Consider the following 15280-nt stretch of genomic DNA (forward strand, 5'->3'; position numbering starts at 1 on the left):
CATCTCCCCCTCTCGCGTTCTTATTGGTTCTGTGCGCCGGCATCGGAACCAGCATTCGATGCTTCGCCGACCGGCAGATCGGACACACCATCGGTTACCCCGACCAGCGCGTGCCGAAGCACCCGGTCGCCGAAGCGATAGCCCTTGCGCATGACAACGCCGATCATCGGGTCGTGCCCGGAACCCTCGTGCTGCACGGCCTCGTGCAGGGTCGGGTCGAAAGGCTCACCCTCTGAACCGAATTCCTCGAGGCCCTGCTTGTGCAGCGCGTCGGCCAGCTTGTCCGCGACCGCCTTGAGCGGTCCGGTTTCCAGGTCACCGTGCGCGCGTGCGCGATCGAGATCGTCGAGCACGCCGAGCAATTCGGTGACCACCTGCGCCTTCGCGTTATCGATGGTGGCCTTGCGGTCACGCTCGACGCGACGCCGGTAGTTGGCGTATTCCGCGGTCAGCCGCTGCAGATCGGCGGTGCGCTCGGCCAGTTCGCTGCTGATGGAGTCGGCCAGGATCTCGGCCCCTCCCTCAGCACCGATCACGGCGTCGGCACCGTTCCCGGCATCCGGGCCGGGAACGGCCACGGCCTCAGCCGCGGCCGGTTCCCGAACCTCGCCGGTCTCCGGATCCACTTTGCGGTTGTCCACGAAAGTGATCGGCTCCTTGTCGGAGTTTCCCTGTGTCACTTCTTCTCCGTGTCGACCGGCTCGTCCACAACTTCCGCGTCCACGACCTGGTCATCATTGGCAGAGCTGGAGGCAGCTCCGTTGCCGGATGCCGCGGACTCCGCCGCCGACGCGTCGTAGATGGCCTGGCCCAGCGCCTGCGACTCGGTCGCCAGCTTCTCGACGGCCGACTTCACGGCGGCGATATCGGTGCCCCCGAGCGCCACGTTCGCCTCGGAGATGGCCTGTTCGACCTTGGACTTGACGTCCGCGGGGACCTTGTCCTCGTTCTCCTTGATGAACTTCTCGGTCTGGTGCACCAGCGACTCGGCCTGGTTGCGGGTCTCGGCCTCCTCGCGGCGGGCCTTGTCCTCGGCGGCATGCGCCTCCGCATCCTTGACCATCCGGTCGATCTCCTCCTTGGACAGGCCGGAGCCATCCTGGATTTTGATCGTGTTTTCCTTGCCGGTGCCCTTGTCCTTCGCGGTCACGTGCACGATGCCGTTGGCGTCGATGTCGAAGGTGACCTCGATCTGCGGCACGCCACGCGGGGCCGGCGGGATGCCGGTCAGCTCGAAGGAGCCGAGCAGCTTGTTGTGCGAAGCGATTTCGCGCTCACCCTGGAACACCTGGATCTGCACCGACGGCTGGTTGTCATCGGCCGTGGTGAAGGTCTCCGAGCGCTTGGTCGGGATGGTGGTGTTGCGCTCGATGAGCTTGGTCATCACGCCGCCCTTGGTCTCGATACCCAGCGACAGCGGGGTCACATCGAGCAGCAGGACGTCCTTGACCTCACCCTTGAGCACACCGGCCTGCAGCGCGGCGCCGACGGCGACGACCTCGTCCGGGTTCACGCCCTTGTTGGGCTCCTGGCCACCGGTCAGCTCCTTGACCAGCTCGGTGACAGCGGGCATCCGGGTGGAGCCGCCGACGAGCACGACATGGTGGATGTCCTTGACTGAGATGCCGGCGTCCTTGATCACGGACTGGAACGGCGCACGGGTGCGGTCGAGCAGGTCCGAGGTGATCTTCTGGAACTCGGCGCGGGTCAGCTGCTCGTCGAGGAACAGCGGGTTTTTGTCCGCGTCGACAGTGATGTATGGCAGGTTGACCGAGGTGCTCTGCGAAGAGCTCAGCTCGATCTTGGCCTTCTCGGCGGCCTCACGCAGCCGCTGCATGGCCATCTTGTCCTTGGTCAGGTCGATGCCCGCGCTGGCCTTGAACTTGTCGACCAGCCAGGTGACAACGCGCTCGTCCCAGTCGTCGCCACCGAGGTGGTTGTCGCCGGAGGTCGCGCGAACCTCGACAACGCCCTCGCCGATTTCCAGCAGCGAGACGTCGAAGGTGCCGCCACCGAGGTCGAAGACCAGGATGGTCTGTTCCTTGTCGCCCTTGTCCAGGCCGTACGCCAGCGCGGCCGCGGTGGGCTCGTTGACGATGCGCAGCACGTTGAGGCCGGCGATCTGGCCGGCTTCCTTGGTCGCCTGACGCTGCGCGTCCTCGAAGTACGCGGGGACGGTGATCACCGCGTCGGTGATCTCCTCGCCCAGGTAGGACTCGGCGTCGCGCTTGAGCTTCATCAGCACGCGCGCGGAGATCTCCTGCGACGTGTACTTCTTGCCGTCGATATCCACGCTCCAGTCGGTGCCGATGTGGCGTTTGACCGAGCGGATGGTGCGGTCGACGTTGGTGACAGCCTGGTTCTTGGCCGGCTGGCCGACCAGTACCTCACCGTTCTTCGCGAACGCGACGATCGAGGGGGTGGTGCGCGATCCTTCCGAGTTGGCGACGACGACCGGCTCTCCGCCTTCGAGAACGGCGACGACCGAGTTCGTGGTCCCGAGGTCGATTCCGACCGCACGAGCCATGGTTTTCCTCCTAATTGACGTAACTGCCTGTGTCGGTGCTGGGCGACGATCGCCCTGCGACCAGGTTTCCCTAGGTACTTCCTGTGCCGCGAGACCTCGCCCCAAAGCACCTCACGGAGCACGGTCCCAGCAACGCTGAGCGTAGTCGACTCAATCCTGCACCCGGTTAGCACCGGGAGTCAACTCAAACTTGAGCCGGACACACTCAACACTGTTGAACAGCTCAACCGGCGCCCCGCGCGATGTATTCCCGGACCCGGATCCGCGGGGTGACCGCTCGCCATTGTCGTCAGCCGGGTTGCGTCGTGCCAGGAATGTGCGGCACGTGTGACCAACCACAGCCTGGTCGCACGTGGCGGCGCCATCGTCAACGTCTCCTCGATCGGCGCAAGGAAACCAGCCGGGCCGCCGCTGGCCTACAACGTCGCCAAGGCCACGCTCACCGCGACCGCGTCCACGACGGGCACCTCACCCGACTCGTCCGTGAAGGACTCAACCTCGCCGACCATATCGTCACCGGAGAACCCCCACACGCATAGCAGCGTGGGCGGCGTGCGAGACGCCGCCGTGCACCAGATGCACAGCCTGTCGGGTTGCTGGTCAGGCGGGTTCGCGGCCGAGGAGTGTTGCGCGGCAGTGGAATTCGTAGAGTCCGTCGAACAGTGGGCCGGTGTGGTGCAGGATCTGTTCGTCGGTACAGACCATGGACAGTCCGCGTAGCGCAGTGTCGAGGCCGGCGGCTTCGGGGGCGTCGAAGCGTTCGTCGTCGAGGTCGGCTTCGTGGATGATCGCGGCCAGCCGCCACAGCACAGGGTCGTCTAGATGGTAGCGGCGCAGGATGGTTTCGAAGCTGCAATCACCGTTGTGGTGCGACAGCTCGACCCCACGCATGTCGAATCCGATGGGGTCGGTGGGGATTTGGGTGGGGTCGGTGACGAACACGAACTCGGCGTCGGGGTCGATGTGGCGGCGGATGAGCCACGCACAGGCCGCGCGGTCGATGTGGATGCTGGCGCGGGTCGCCCACTTCACGAGGACACCTCCGACTGTTCGGCGGGGGTGGCGAGGTGTTCGACAGCCGCGGCGGCGCGGTCGCGTTCGATGGGTGGGAAGTAGTCGCGTCGCTGGATGCGGTTGTGCAGTTCGGCGCGTAACCGCCGGGCCAGCGATTGGCGGGCGGACATGACGAGCACACAGCTATAGGGGAAGATGGCACACGAACTCCTGGAGGCTTATTCATAAGCCTGTCCCGCAATCGGCTGTGGCATAGCAACTCTCGTGGCCTGTGTGGCCGGTGAGACGGTGATCGCACTGCTTGATACGTCGGCGCGTCGCAGCCGAATTGGCAACGGCCCTCATGTATCTCAGTTCGTGGAGTTACGAAGTCTACGAGCGAGAACGAGGGCCGTTGCGGTACAAGGCTATTACGGGGCTGACCGATGGGCAACTGACGGAACTGACTGCCCGGGTACACGAGACCGTCGGCGGGTTCGAGTCGGCCGGTCGCCCTTACGCGTTGAGCTTGTTCAGGTCTGTCGCTTTGGTGGTGTCGTTGATGCGCAGAAACCTCGTCCAGGATGTCGCGGGCGCGTTCTTCGGGATCAGTCAGTCCACGGTGAGCCGCCGCTGGGATCTGCTGCGACCGGTGATCGCTGACGTACTCGAAGAGTTCGTTCCCAACCCCCGCGACGTCATCGGAGTCGGGTCCGTGCTGGTGGACGGCACAATCTGCCCGACCTGGGACTGGTCGGCGATCCCGGACCTGTTCTCCGGAAAAACCCAGTATCCGGGGTTCAACATCCAGATCGCCGCCGACCTCGACGGCAGGCTCGTCGCGGTCGGCATGACGATCGTGCACGGCGCCCGACACGACGCGCACGCATACGCCGCCTCCGGACTCGCCGACCTTCTCGCCGAGATCGACACTGTCGCCGATTCCGGTTACGTCGGTGTCGACGGAATCGATCTGGTGCCCTACAAGAAACCTCCGGGCCGCGAACTGCACGAGAGCCAGGCCGCGTTCAATACCGCACTCTCCGGAATCCGGGCCGCGGTGGAGCGAGCCGTCGCTCACCTGAAGACCTGGCGCATGCTCAGCGAGGAAGGCGGCCGCTACCGCGCGCCAGTCCACAAATTCCCCTCTGCCCTGAAAACGATAGTCGCACTGCACTTTTTCGCGGAGGCTTATGAATAACGCTCCTGGTACAGCGACGGTCTCAGCAACCACTGCTCTACCAGGAGTTCACCCAAATCTCGAGCGTCACACACTCAGTCCCACCGAGTTCTCAGACACGTTCTAAGAAGGCTGGTATCGAGGCATTCGTGCGCGGGCTTGTGCTGGTGATGCCGCATACTAATTGCACGGTGACTAATTGTACGGTGACCCTGCAAGAAAGACCGGCTGCCGTCAGGTATCGACGCAGATCACCCTGTCTCGGCACACCCCGAACGTCACCGGGGCGTCCTGCTCGAATCACCCGCCGACAACCCACCACCCAAACGAGAAACGCCAGCCACCTGGCCTTGGGCTAGCAGGTCCCGGCGTTGCGAATGACAGTGATCTGAGAGTATCAGCGCAACTCGTCGAGGCCAGCGCGGCTGGCATGCCTTTCGGAAGCCATTGGGCATTGTGACGGCGGCGGCGAGGGGGCGGTGCGCTTTTCGGCCGTCTACGAATCACGCCGTAGCTGAGCTGACTGGTCGACCTGATCGCCGTGGTGTCGATGCTCACGCTGACGGTCGCGGCCGCCTATGGTTTTGACGCAACTTTGTAAACAGAGACATGGTGTTTCGAGCCAGCCCTGATCCGCGCCTTGCTGTAATCCTCGTACCGATTCTCCAGCGTCAATCCCGCGATTTGCGCCATAAGGTCGAGTTCACTGGGCCAGCAATAACGCTCCTTTACAGGCAGGAACCGGGCACCCCCTTCACTGAAAGTTACCTCCTGAAAGGTGATAATCTGGCTGGAGGCGTCAACGGCTGTCGCGGAGATCCTCAGAGACTGCTGGGAGAAATCCCGAAGCGTGATAGATTTCGGCGGGCTGAGCAGTTCAGGCCACGGAATAAAAGCGTCGACAACCAACCTGCCAGTCGGCGACAAGCGAGCGGCAATATTTCGAAAACATTCCGTCTGCCGATTTTGGTCGGCAAGATGATAGAACGAGCTCATTGCCGAGAAGACCAACTCGAAAACGCCCTCTACCTCGACATTCGCCATATCGCCCCGTATGCCGACAACCGGAAGGTTCCCCCGTTTGGATTCCAGTTCTTTGAGCATACCCTCGGAAGCGTCGATTCCATGCACTTCCCGTCCCCGTCGAGCTATCTCGAAAGCGATACGCCCAGTGCCCACACCTAATTCGAGGATCCGTCCGCTCGGAGCCTGCTCCAGCAAAAAGTCGGCTATCGACGCCGCATCGGACCCAGAATGCCAGTCGTCGAAGTGATCCGCCCATTTGTCCCACAAATAGGCTTGCTCCTCGGCGATGTGATGCATATCTACTCCAGAAATCTTTACGGGTTATGTGGGAGCCACGATTCTGCGAAACCGGAACGGTCCGGCGGGATATCGTCACGACGATATCCCGCCGGGCCGATCACTCATTCTGCGCTGGCTTAGGCTGCGTTGTGCGCTTTGGCCGGGACCGCATTGTGCCACATCGAGATAGACATAAAGTTATTCCTCCTCTCAATTTCTGGTTACACGTTCCGGAGAGATACCGTCCGGAAGTCATGGTGATTCACGCCACATGAAAGGGCAAGAACACGGCAGGGGTAAAAGGGTTCTGGAATTTCAACCAATTCCTCGAACAGCGAGCTGCGGAGGGGAACCATCCACTAATGGATGGCAATTGGCATTTATCTTCACTAGATTTCGAAGTGTCGCCCACATCGGGAGTAACCACCGACGGATTCAACATGCGGCACTTCGTAGATATCCACGTCTTCGGGTAGTCAGAGATTCGGACGTTTCTAAATTCGTCCAGCAGTCTCTCGATCCGAAGCTTTAGTGGTGTTTAAGCTATGAGCCTGATGTTACATAGCAAGTCGGCTCTGCGCAAGCGCGTGGTCCGAACACAACTCGGATCGGGGATCTTCCCATCGTGGCTCCTCGACGCTACTATCGCTCCTCATGCCATTGATGTCAGGGGTGGGATTGCTTAGGCAGCAACCTTTTCGCATACTTTTCCTGGCGCAGGTGATTTCGATGTCCGGTTCGGCGGTATCGGTAGTTGCGCTCACGTTTGCAGTGCTCGAGTTGACTTCCTCGCCGACCGATCTGGGAATCGTCTTGGCCGCGGCGTTCGCTCCGCAAATCATCCTGTTGCTCGTCGGTGGCGTGATCGCAGACCGCCTTCCACGCGGGGGTGTCATGGTCGCAGCGAATGTGTTATCAGCAGTAGCGCAGGGGATCGCAGCGATCCTTCTTCTGACCGATGTCGCGGCGGTATGGCAGTTAGCCGTCCTGGCGACGGTAACCGGTGCAGCGGGAGCTTTTTTCGGGCCGGCGTCTCAGGGAATTGTCCCGCAGACCGTCACCGAAGACAATCTCACTGATGCAAATGCCCTGCTGAGATTGAGTACGAATACCGCGAGAGTGGCAGGGCCTGCCGCCGGAGGCCTGCTTGTGTCGACGGTTGGCCCCGGCTGGGGAATTGCATGGGATGCTGCGACCTTTGCTATTGCTGCGGTGTTGCTAGGCAGGCTGCAGGTTGGAGTACCGCAACACGCTACCTCATCGCTGTGGACAGCGTTGGCTGATGGTTGGGCCGAGTTCTGGTCACGAGTGTGGCTGTGGGCGTTGGTTATCCAGTACGCACTCGTCAATGCCGTGTGGGTGGGCGGCTTCCAGCTGCTTGGTCCCGTGATAGCCAACCAACGGCTCGGCGGCGCGGCCGCATGGGGTGGTGTCGTCGCCGGGCTGGCGGCAGGGCTGGTTATAGGTGGATTTCTGATGATGGCTTGGAAACCCAAGCGGCCGCTTATTGCTGCATGTGCCGGTACTCTCACCGAAACTCTGCCACTGGCGGCGCTGGCCTCAGACCAGCCCTTGGTGGTCATCGTTTCAGCGACTTTGGCAGCCGGGGTGGGAACCGAGGTTTTCGTCATCTCGTTTACCAGCACTATGCAGCGGATGGTCCCTTTGGACCGGATCAGTCGTGTTTCCTCTTACGATATCTTGCTGGGGACGGCTTTGATTCCGCTCGGCTATCTTGCTGCCGGACCAGTGGCGATGTGGCTCGGATCGGATACTGCTCTAAAGTGCGGTATCGCTGTCGTTGCTGCATCTACTGTAGCTGTTCTATTGATTCCTTCGGTGCGTATGCTTGGTCGCGACGGCTCACGGTCGGACCTGTTGGTTCAATGACGCCGGTCAGAGTGTGAAGCTTTCTGCTCCCACAGAACGGAGCGGTCGCGGTAGGGACCGCCCTTTCGGGCGGCCCCCCGCGCAGATCCCAGCGAGCGGAACTACCGCACTGGGCTCCTGCCTTGGGTGCGGGCGTCGAATCGCACGCTCGGCCATGGATGCCTGATCCGGGCCTGGGGAAGCCATCGAGTGGCGAGGCGGCCACGGACACCGGGCACGGCGTAGTAGGCGCAGTGCCCGCGCACCACGCTTGCTAGCCATCGGCCCTGCTCGGGGACGGGCTGATGCCGGTTCCGCAGCAACTGGTCTTTGACCTCTGCCAGCGCGGCGTCCAGTGCGAGACACCACACGCAAGTCAGCGCCCGTATGCGCGGCGTCCAGTGCGAGACACCACACGCCGAATCGGCACCTGTATGCGCGGCGTGTCCGTCGTGGCACCGGTGTGGGTTGCTGTCAGACGCGGGGGCGGGGTGCCAGGTGGCGAGACATGGGGTGTGGCGGGCGATTTCGGCTGCGGCGGTGAGGCGGGCGCGGAGGGGATGGGGGTGTTCGAGGTCTTGCCAGGTCCATCGGACGACGATCCAGCCGAGGGCGCGCAGGGCGTCCTCTCTGACTTTCTCCTCGATCACAACCTGTTCAGGGGGCCGGTCACCCCGCATTTCCTTGTGGTACTTCACCATTCCATCGAATTCGCCGATGACTCCCCATTCGGGCCAGAGGAAGTCGACTCGGGCCACTACGGTTGCGTCATGTCCGACGATGCATGCCTGTAGTTCGGGTGCCGGCAGGTCCGACTGTCGGAGTGCGACGCGGCTTCGCGATTCTCCAACGCTTTCCGCACGGCCGTCGAGGAAGTCGACCACCCGCTGCGCGGCAGGTCTGCCGGATCGGCGGCGCGCCCGGTCCAGCTGTTCGGTCAGCTCGTCGCGGGTGGTCGTACCCATCCGCAACGCTGCATCGCCTACCACGATCGCCTGTTCGAACGGCACCGTGCGGGCGAGGTCCACGACGGTTCGAGCCGCGGAGGTCACGTGCAGCCCGTTCACCTCGATCTGTTCGTCCGACGCGATCCTGCCGGTGTGCACGACCGACTGGCGCCGCGTGCGCCCACCAGAACTGCGGTTGCGGGTTATGTGCACCCGCGCCAACGGAATTGACCAGACGGGTAGCGAATGTGCAACCGCCGCCGAAACATGCGAGACGCATGCATCGGGGCTGACGGACGCGGACGCGGCGCGGACTGCCACAAGATGACGCTCCGTCGCGGTGAGCCCCGCCGTACAGTCAGCCCCCACATAGTGCCCCCGGCGAACCCGCCGCCATGCCCGCCCGCTCAGCTCATAGTCGGTGAACCCGGCAGCAAGAGCGTCTCGCCGAGAGACCGGTACAGGATTACCCACCTCCCGATCCTCACCCCCCACAGCCCCCAAACCACCCTCCCATCCGCCAACCGTGGACAACCTCCCCGCTGTGGATAAGGGACACCCCGCTACGCATCTGGGCTGGGGCGGCCGATCAGTTAGTCCCGGGGGGCTGGTCTGAGACCGGGATGGACACCCGGCCGGAGGCCGTTGGCCGCCGACACCTGCTGGAGAAGCTCGGTCAGTCGCGGTGTACTGGTCTGAGACCGGGATGGACACCCGGCTGGAGGCCGTTCGCGACCGACGCTTGCTGTAGTAGCTCGGTCAGCGTCGCGCGCTGGGTCTGGTCGAGCGAGCGCAGGATTTCGGCATCCAATCCGGCCACGATCCCTTCGGCCTGCGCGATCACCTTGTGCCCGGCGGGTTGGAGGTACACCGCGTGGGCCCTGCGGTCTGTCGGGTGCTTGCGCCGCTCGACGAGGCCTCGCCTCTCCAACTCGTCGACCAGCCCCACCATCACGTTGCGATGGATGCGCAGCACCTCACACAGCTGCTGTTGCGACTGGCCGTCGTTCGCGCCGAGCATGCGCAGCATGCCGAAGTGCCGCGGGCTGATGCCGAGTGGGGCGAGCAGTTCGGTGAACCGGTTGGTGACATGGAATCCGAGCTGTCCGAGCAGGAAGGCGGGGTGCTCGTACAGCGGCGCGGGGGGCGGATCGGCATCGGTCACCCATCAATCATAACGCACATAAACTGATTGCCTACTTGATTGATAATCACTTCAGGTGCATAGTTTGGGAGTCGCCACATCCGCACCGAATCGAAGAGAGCTCCCGTGGACACCGACATCTCCCCCAACGCCGACGCACCACCCACCCTCGACCCACGTCGCTGGATCGCCTTCGCAGTCGTGCTGGCCGCGGGGTTCATGGATCTACTCGACGTCACCATCGTCAACGTCGCCGTGCCGAGCATCCAGACCGATCTCGGTGCGCAGTACTCGCAGATCGAATGGATCATCGCGGCCTATGTCCTCGCCTTCGCCGCCGTGCTGATCACCGGCGGGCGCCTCGGCGACATCTACGGTCGCAAGCGGATCTTCCTGATCGGCATGACCGGATTCACGCTGGCCTCGGCGTCCTGCGGGCTCAGCTCGGACCCGACCATGCTCATCACCTCCCGATTCGTGCAGGGCGCGATGGCCGGACTGATGGTTCCGCAGATCCTCGCGATCATCCGGGTCACCTTTCCTGCCCACGAACGCGCTAAGGCGATCGCGGTGTACAGCGGCGTAGGCGGGTCCGCCTCGGCGGTCGGCCTGTCGCTGGGCGGGCTGCTGGTGCAGTGGAATCTGTTCGATCTGGCCTGGCGGCCGATCTTCCTGGTCAACATCCCGGTCGGCATTGCCGCGCTGATTGCGGCCACCGTCGTGATGAAGGATTCCCGCTCGGCCGCCGCGCCGCGGCTGGACCCGGTCGGCATGGTGCTCGCTATTTCCGCAGTCCTACTGCTGGCGTATCCACTCACCGAGGGCCGTCGATTGGGTTGGCCCACCTGGACTTTCGTCATGATGGGCGCCGCGGCGGTGGCCTTCGGCCTGTTCGTCGGCTACGAGCGGCGCCGGGCGCGGACCGTCGGGTCGCCGCTGATCGACCTCGACCTGTTCCGGTCCCGGCCGTTCGCCATCGGTCTGGCAAGCTGGCTGCTGTTCTGGATCGGACTCGGCGGCTTCTTCCTGGTGTGGACGCTGTTCATGCAGTCGGGCCTCGGCTGGTCACCGATGCGGGCCGGGCTCACCGCCGTCTTCTTCGCGGTCGGAGCAGGCATCGGAGCAGGCGTCTCGGTGGGTGCGCTGGCACCGCGGTTCGGGCGCTGGGTGCTGATCGCGGGCGGTCTCGTCAACGCGGCCGGGTTCGGCCTCTACGGCTGGATGGCCGCGCACTACAGTTCGTCGATTTCCTCGTGGCAGATGGTGATTCCGCTGATCGTCACCGGCGTCGGGTTCGGAATGGTGGTCGCGCCGACCATCGATCTGCTGCTCGGTCAGGTGCCCACCAAGGAGGCGGGTTCGGCGTCGGGTCTGCTCAATACCGGACAGCAGCTCGGCACCGCGCTCGGTGTCGCCCTGGTCGGTGTCGTGTTCCTCGGTCAGCTGGACCATGATTCGGCGCGCGGCGTCACCGAGGTCACCCCGCAGGTGCGCGCCGAGCTCACCACCATGGGATTGCCGGAGGCGGCGCAGGACGAGATTCTCGCCAATTTCCTTGCCTGCGTGCGAGATCGGTCCGCCGAGGTCGATCCGACAATCGTCCCGGACAGCTGCCGGACCGGCTCCGGATCAGGCAATTACGGTGTGACACAGGCACTCACCCGCGCGGGCGAGGAGGCCAATGCCGTGAATTTCGCCCATACCTTCGACTACACGCTCTGGTACGGGATCGCCATCCTGGCCCTCATGTGCCTCGGTTTCCTCGCGCTGCCCAAGGACGCGCGGCTCGAACACAACGAATTCGACAGTGATCCAACGGATCTGACCGCGATAGGAGTCTGATATGAAGGTAATGGCAATCGGCCGAGAACAGACCGTGGTGGACACCGCAGTAGACATCCTGCAGGCCAATGGCTTCGCCGCGGTGGGCACCGTCGTCGATGCGGCTGCCCTGGCCGCGCTCGACACCGGCGAAATCACGAACCTGATCATCGGCGGTGGGGTGGAGCCCGAATCGCGAGAAGCGCTGAAGAAGCAGGCCCTTGCGCACGGCGCCGCCGTGCATGAGGCCAAGCGTCGCGGGCGCGGCATCGAGAGCTACCTGAACGAGGTGGTGATTCCGACGCTGCGGCAGTGATGCCTCGACGCCCGACGGGCTCCCGCGCTGATACGGGAGCCCGTCGGCGTTGTGCCTGCCGCTCAGCAGGTCGCGGATCACCTGAATTCGCCACGGGGCATTCGGGTTGGCGGCCAGATGGGACGCTTTGACCGTGTCCGGTGGGTGGCGAGCCAGGCCGACCGGGTTGCCGTCGACCACCTCCCAGGCCGGGATACCGCCCGCGGTGTAATCGCCGACGACGAAGCCGTCGCGGTGCTCGATTCCCACGAGATCCCGACACTGCTGGTCGGCGCAGGCGTGCAACGGGATTCGCGCGCGCAAAGGTCCACTTGTCCAGTCTTGATTCCCGGGTCGAACATGATCACCGCAGCGGGCATGCACGTGGAGATGCGGGTTGTTCCGGCTGCGCGGCCGAGCGAGCTCCGGGTCAGCCGAGGTGGCGGTCGCGGTCGGGTTGGTGGTCGAGCCAGGAGGGGACTTCGATGGAGGTGCCGGGCTGGGCTAGGACGGTTCGGCCGTTTTCCAGGTAGATGGACCGGCCCTCCAGGCGGGCGCGGAAGGCGTGCCATAGGCGCCGGGCGAGTCTGGGGATGACGAAGTCGTCGAGGGTGTCGATTCGAACCCACTGCCAGCGGTCGAGTTCGGTCGGCTGGAGTTCGATTGCGCTCTCGTCGCCGAGGGCGCCACAGTCGAATACGTAGAGGATCTTGTCGCCCTCGCCCGGCATCGGCGCCCAGTCGTGCACCAAGAGTCGCTGCGGCGAACGGTCGATGCCGAGTTCTTCGCGAATCTCGCGGTGGCAGGCCGTGGCGGGCGATTCGCCGGATTCGACATAGCCGCCGGGGATCTCCCACCCGCCGTCATAGGTGGTGTGCACGAGCAACACTTCCTCGCCGCGCACGAACAGCCCGCCCGCAGCCAGTCTCACCTGGGCAAACGATACCTCGACGCTGTCCGTCATCACCTCACGACCTTTCTCCGGGCCAGGAAATGCAGCGCGTACGGCGGAGCGCCGTGCGTACGGCACCACTATCGAGACGATGGGCACGACCTCTCCCACTTCTACACCGCCACCACCCCGCCGTACAGCCCACACAGGCCCGCCCAGGTCCAGCAGCCGCCACCCCGCCGGCGAGGCGCGCATCCGAGCTACGCAACAGCGAGTGGCACATGGTTGTGGCGACACGCCGTGGCCGCCCTCCATGGTGTGCCGTTCACGGCACGAACACGGGGGTTAGTGAGTTTCGGCGCGGATTTGTTCGGCTATGTCGTCGTCGAGGGCTACGCGGACCAGGGCGGCGGCCAAGGCGGCGGTGCGATTGCGGGGGGCGAGATCAGCTAGGCGGTCCGGGTCGGCTGGGAGTTGGATGCGTTCGGCGCCGCGGCAGGCGCGTTCGTCGAAATGTGGGCGGGCCCAAGTCCATACGTCTTGGACCTCGCGCAGGAAGATGTCGCTGCCGGTGGGGCCGATACCCTGGAACTGTTGCAGGAGTTGAGCGGCGCGCTTGGGGTCGCGCTCGGCTTCCTCGGCAAGTTCGCGCAGGTCTCCATCGTATTTGTCGAGAACGGTCGAGGCATTGGCGCCGAGGCGGGAGGCGGCGCTTTCGTCGTAGCGTTTGTAGTGGGCCCGGCCGAGGGCGTCGACGAGTTCCTGCCAGTCGGCGTCCGCGACGCGCTGCGGCGTGCGATATCCGGTGGATATCAGTTCTTTCGTGGCGGCCACCGCGATGTCGGCGGAGATGCGGGTACTGAGTAGCTCGGAGAGCATGAGCAGTTGGAACAGTGGGGCGGGTTTATCGGCCAGCGCGATGCCCGCCTCGGCGGCATAACCGGTGCCGACCCGATCCATCAACGCGTTCACAACATCCTGTTGGCTCGTTGCACACCTCCTGGTTCGGTATCCGGCGCGTACCCGGGAGCGCGTGGTTCACACCCGCAGGCGGGCGCCGCGCACCGCACCCGCTGGGCACGGAGGGTAGGTACTGCGCTTGCCTACGACGTTTCGTAATCCTTGATCGCGACAGTGCGAGCGACCTGCTGCGGCGCTGCGCCGATGAGTCGGCACGCTGGCCGAACTGGACGTCCAGCACCGAACGCAGTTCATCCACCCCGCTGCGGCTGGTCAATTCCGCTGACCAGCGTGGCCGAATCCCGCACGCCGAGCCGAATCAGCGTGACGGCCATCCGGGCCAGCGACGACCAGGTGGGCGCGTGGTTCCGGCCCGTGCGAAAGCATGGTGGTCACCGTGGTGGTCGCGTCGTTGCCCACCGGGCAGATATCGAGATTCAACAGCGCGTTGACGAACCTGTTCTTGCCCTGATCGAGCTGTCCGGCAATGACAATGCGACGCCGGTGTCGCCGTGCGCGCCCACCGAACTGTCCACGCCCGAGCCGAACGCGTTCGAAACATCCAGTGACGACCAGGTATTCGCGGCTGCGCCGACGGTCGAGGAGGCGACGCCGGAGGCGTGCGAGCCGACGCTGCCGCCGACATCCGCGGTGCCGTGCGTGCCGGCACCGATCGCGCCGGGCGCGCCGGGCGCAGCCGAACCACCCACTCCCGCAGCCATTTCCAGCCCGGAGTGCACAGTTCCACCAACACCTGCGGACAATCCGCCGCCGAGACCGGCCGCAGTGCCGATCCCCGTCTCCAGGCCGGTGCCGGCTTGCAGGCCCACGCCGATCGCGGTGTTCAGTCCGGAGGTCAGATCGAGGTCGAGTCCGGTTCCGGCGTTCAGCCCGAGGTCGATATCGCTCTGTAGACCGGCGCCCAGATTCAGGCCTGCATCGGCGGCGGCGCCCGCCTCCGCGGCGGCCAGCGAACTGGCCGCCACGATCGCCGACAGCTGGGAGCCGCCGGTGATCAGCGCCGACTCGGCGACCATCGGAGCGACCGCGGCAATGTCCTCGGCCGTCACCGTGGGCAGGCCGGCGGCGGCCAGCGCCTGTCCCGAGTTGGCGCAGTACGCCACCGCGGCGTCGTGGTTGCGCAGCAAATTGAGGATGAACTCTAGAATCGCGTTGGATGTCATCGAAATCATCTCCTGGATGAGCGGACCCTCGCGATCCGCGGTCGTTGGAATGCTTTCACGCTAAGGACACATCGCATTACTTCGAAACGGGGCCAACCCATACTGCGCACCGCGGGCGCCCGATAGGGGCACGTGGATCATTAGGGGAATTTTCCCAAAGCTG

14 protein-coding genes are annotated in these 15280 nt (G+C 64.3%); 4 read left to right on the forward strand and 10 right to left on the reverse strand.

Translation table 11 applies throughout. The features are described 5' to 3' along the window. Positions 1-20: 20 nt before the first annotated feature. The 4 genes from grpE to ACV7NQ_RS14770 all read right to left on the reverse strand — a co-directional run bounded on the left by grpE (position 21) and on the right by ACV7NQ_RS14770 (position 3711). Entirely contained in the window at positions 21-680 is a 660-nt protein-coding gene (gene grpE / locus ACV7NQ_RS14755) for a nucleotide exchange factor GrpE (protein WP_463360181.1), read from the reverse strand. Continuing rightward, entirely contained in the window at positions 677-2527 is a 1851-nt protein-coding gene (gene dnaK / locus ACV7NQ_RS14760) for a molecular chaperone DnaK (RefSeq protein WP_463360182.1), read from the reverse strand. The genes grpE and dnaK overlap by 4 nt, the downstream gene beginning before the upstream one ends. Positions 2528-3127: 600 nt before the next feature. Then, on the reverse strand, positions 3128-3559 hold the full coding sequence (locus tag ACV7NQ_RS14765; RefSeq protein ID WP_463360183.1) for a chromate resistance protein ChrB domain-containing protein: 432 nt from the start codon (positions 3557-3559) through the stop codon (positions 3128-3130). After that, on the reverse strand, positions 3556-3711 hold the full coding sequence (locus ACV7NQ_RS14770) for a hypothetical protein (protein WP_463360184.1): 156 nt from the start codon (positions 3709-3711) through the stop codon (positions 3556-3558). The genes ACV7NQ_RS14765 and ACV7NQ_RS14770 overlap by 4 nt, the downstream gene beginning before the upstream one ends. A gap of 173 nt (positions 3712-3884) precedes the next feature. Here ACV7NQ_RS14770 and ACV7NQ_RS14775 point away from each other — a divergent pair, with 173 nt between their 5' ends. Further along, positions 3885-4721: a transposase family protein gene (locus tag ACV7NQ_RS14775; RefSeq protein ID WP_463358528.1), complete on the forward strand. Its 837-nt coding sequence runs from the start codon at positions 3885-3887 to the stop codon at positions 4719-4721. Positions 4722-5276: 555 nt separating this feature from the next. On the opposite strand, the gene ACV7NQ_RS14780 is transcribed toward ACV7NQ_RS14775, so the two are convergent. Next, positions 5277-6023, reverse strand: coding sequence for a class I SAM-dependent methyltransferase (locus ACV7NQ_RS14780; protein WP_463360185.1), 747 nt, complete (start codon positions 6021-6023; stop codon positions 5277-5279). Positions 6024-6677: 654 nt separating this feature from the next. Between ACV7NQ_RS14780 and ACV7NQ_RS14785 the strand changes: the two genes are divergently transcribed. Further along, positions 6678-7895, forward strand: coding sequence for an MFS transporter (locus tag ACV7NQ_RS14785; protein WP_463360186.1), 1218 nt, complete (start codon positions 6678-6680; stop codon positions 7893-7895). A gap of 101 nt (positions 7896-7996) precedes the next feature. On the opposite strand, the gene ACV7NQ_RS14790 is transcribed toward ACV7NQ_RS14785, so the two are convergent. After that, positions 7997-8980, reverse strand: coding sequence for a hypothetical protein (locus ACV7NQ_RS14790; protein WP_463360187.1), 984 nt, complete (start codon positions 8978-8980; stop codon positions 7997-7999). A 517-nt stretch (positions 8981-9497) separates the two neighbouring features. Beyond that, the gene (locus tag ACV7NQ_RS14795; protein WP_463360188.1) at positions 9498-9986 is read right to left on the reverse strand and encodes a MarR family winged helix-turn-helix transcriptional regulator; all 489 of its coding nucleotides are present in this window, start codon (positions 9984-9986) and stop codon (positions 9498-9500) included. A gap of 105 nt (positions 9987-10091) precedes the next feature. On the opposite strand from ACV7NQ_RS14795, the gene ACV7NQ_RS14800 reads away from it, so the two are divergent. Further along, on the forward strand, positions 10092-11807 hold the full coding sequence (locus ACV7NQ_RS14800) for an MFS transporter (RefSeq protein WP_463360189.1): 1716 nt from the start codon (positions 10092-10094) through the stop codon (positions 11805-11807). A gap of 1 nt (position 11808) precedes the next feature. Further along, the gene (locus tag ACV7NQ_RS14805; protein WP_463360190.1) at positions 11809-12102 is read left to right on the forward strand and encodes a hypothetical protein; all 294 of its coding nucleotides are present in this window, start codon (positions 11809-11811) and stop codon (positions 12100-12102) included. Positions 12103-12511: 409 nt separating this feature from the next. On the opposite strand, the gene ACV7NQ_RS14810 is transcribed toward ACV7NQ_RS14805, so the two are convergent. From ACV7NQ_RS14810 to ACV7NQ_RS14820, 3 genes are all read right to left on the reverse strand, one after another. Then, on the reverse strand, positions 12512-13045 hold the full coding sequence (locus ACV7NQ_RS14810; protein ID WP_463360191.1) for an NUDIX domain-containing protein: 534 nt from the start codon (positions 13043-13045) through the stop codon (positions 12512-12514). 273 nt (positions 13046-13318) lie between these two features. Continuing rightward, positions 13319-13933 carry an HhH-GDP family DNA glycosylase gene (locus ACV7NQ_RS14815; RefSeq protein ID WP_463365668.1) on the reverse strand — a complete coding sequence of 205 codons (615 nt, stop codon included), beginning with the start codon at positions 13931-13933 and terminating at the stop codon, positions 13319-13321. Positions 13934-14370: 437 nt separating this feature from the next. Then, positions 14371-15117 (reverse strand): IniB N-terminal domain-containing protein, encoded by a 747-nt coding sequence (locus ACV7NQ_RS14820; RefSeq protein WP_463360192.1) that lies wholly within the window; start codon positions 15115-15117, stop codon positions 14371-14373. Positions 15118-15280: the final 163 nt, after the last annotated feature.

The organism is Nocardia sp. Tas62D01 (genome assembly GCF_055232035.1).

Coding starts and splice junctions, on each gene's coding strand:
- dnaK (WP_463360182.1), bottom strand. CDS start 2,527: ATGGCTCGTGCGGTCGGAATCGACCTCGGGACCACGAACTCGGTCGTC.
- ACV7NQ_RS14770 (WP_463360184.1), bottom strand. CDS start 3,711: ATGTCCGCCCGCCAATCGCTGGCCCGGCGGTTACGCGCCGAACTGCAC.
- ACV7NQ_RS14775 (WP_463358528.1), top strand. CDS start 3,885: ATGTATCTCAGTTCGTGGAGTTACGAAGTCTACGAGCGAGAACGAGGG.
- ACV7NQ_RS14780 (WP_463360185.1), bottom strand. CDS start 6,023: ATGCATCACATCGCCGAGGAGCAAGCCTATTTGTGGGACAAATGGGCG.
- ACV7NQ_RS14805 (WP_463360190.1), top strand. CDS start 11,809: ATGAAGGTAATGGCAATCGGCCGAGAACAGACCGTGGTGGACACCGCA.
- ACV7NQ_RS14810 (WP_463360191.1), bottom strand. CDS start 13,045: ATGACGGACAGCGTCGAGGTATCGTTTGCCCAGGTGAGACTGGCTGCG.
- ACV7NQ_RS14815 (WP_463365668.1), bottom strand. CDS start 13,933: ATGGATCGGGTCGGCACCGGTTATGCCGCCGAGGCGGGCATCGCGCTG.
- ACV7NQ_RS14820 (WP_463360192.1), bottom strand. CDS start 15,117: ATGACATCCAACGCGATTCTAGAGTTCATCCTCAATTTGCTGCGCAAC.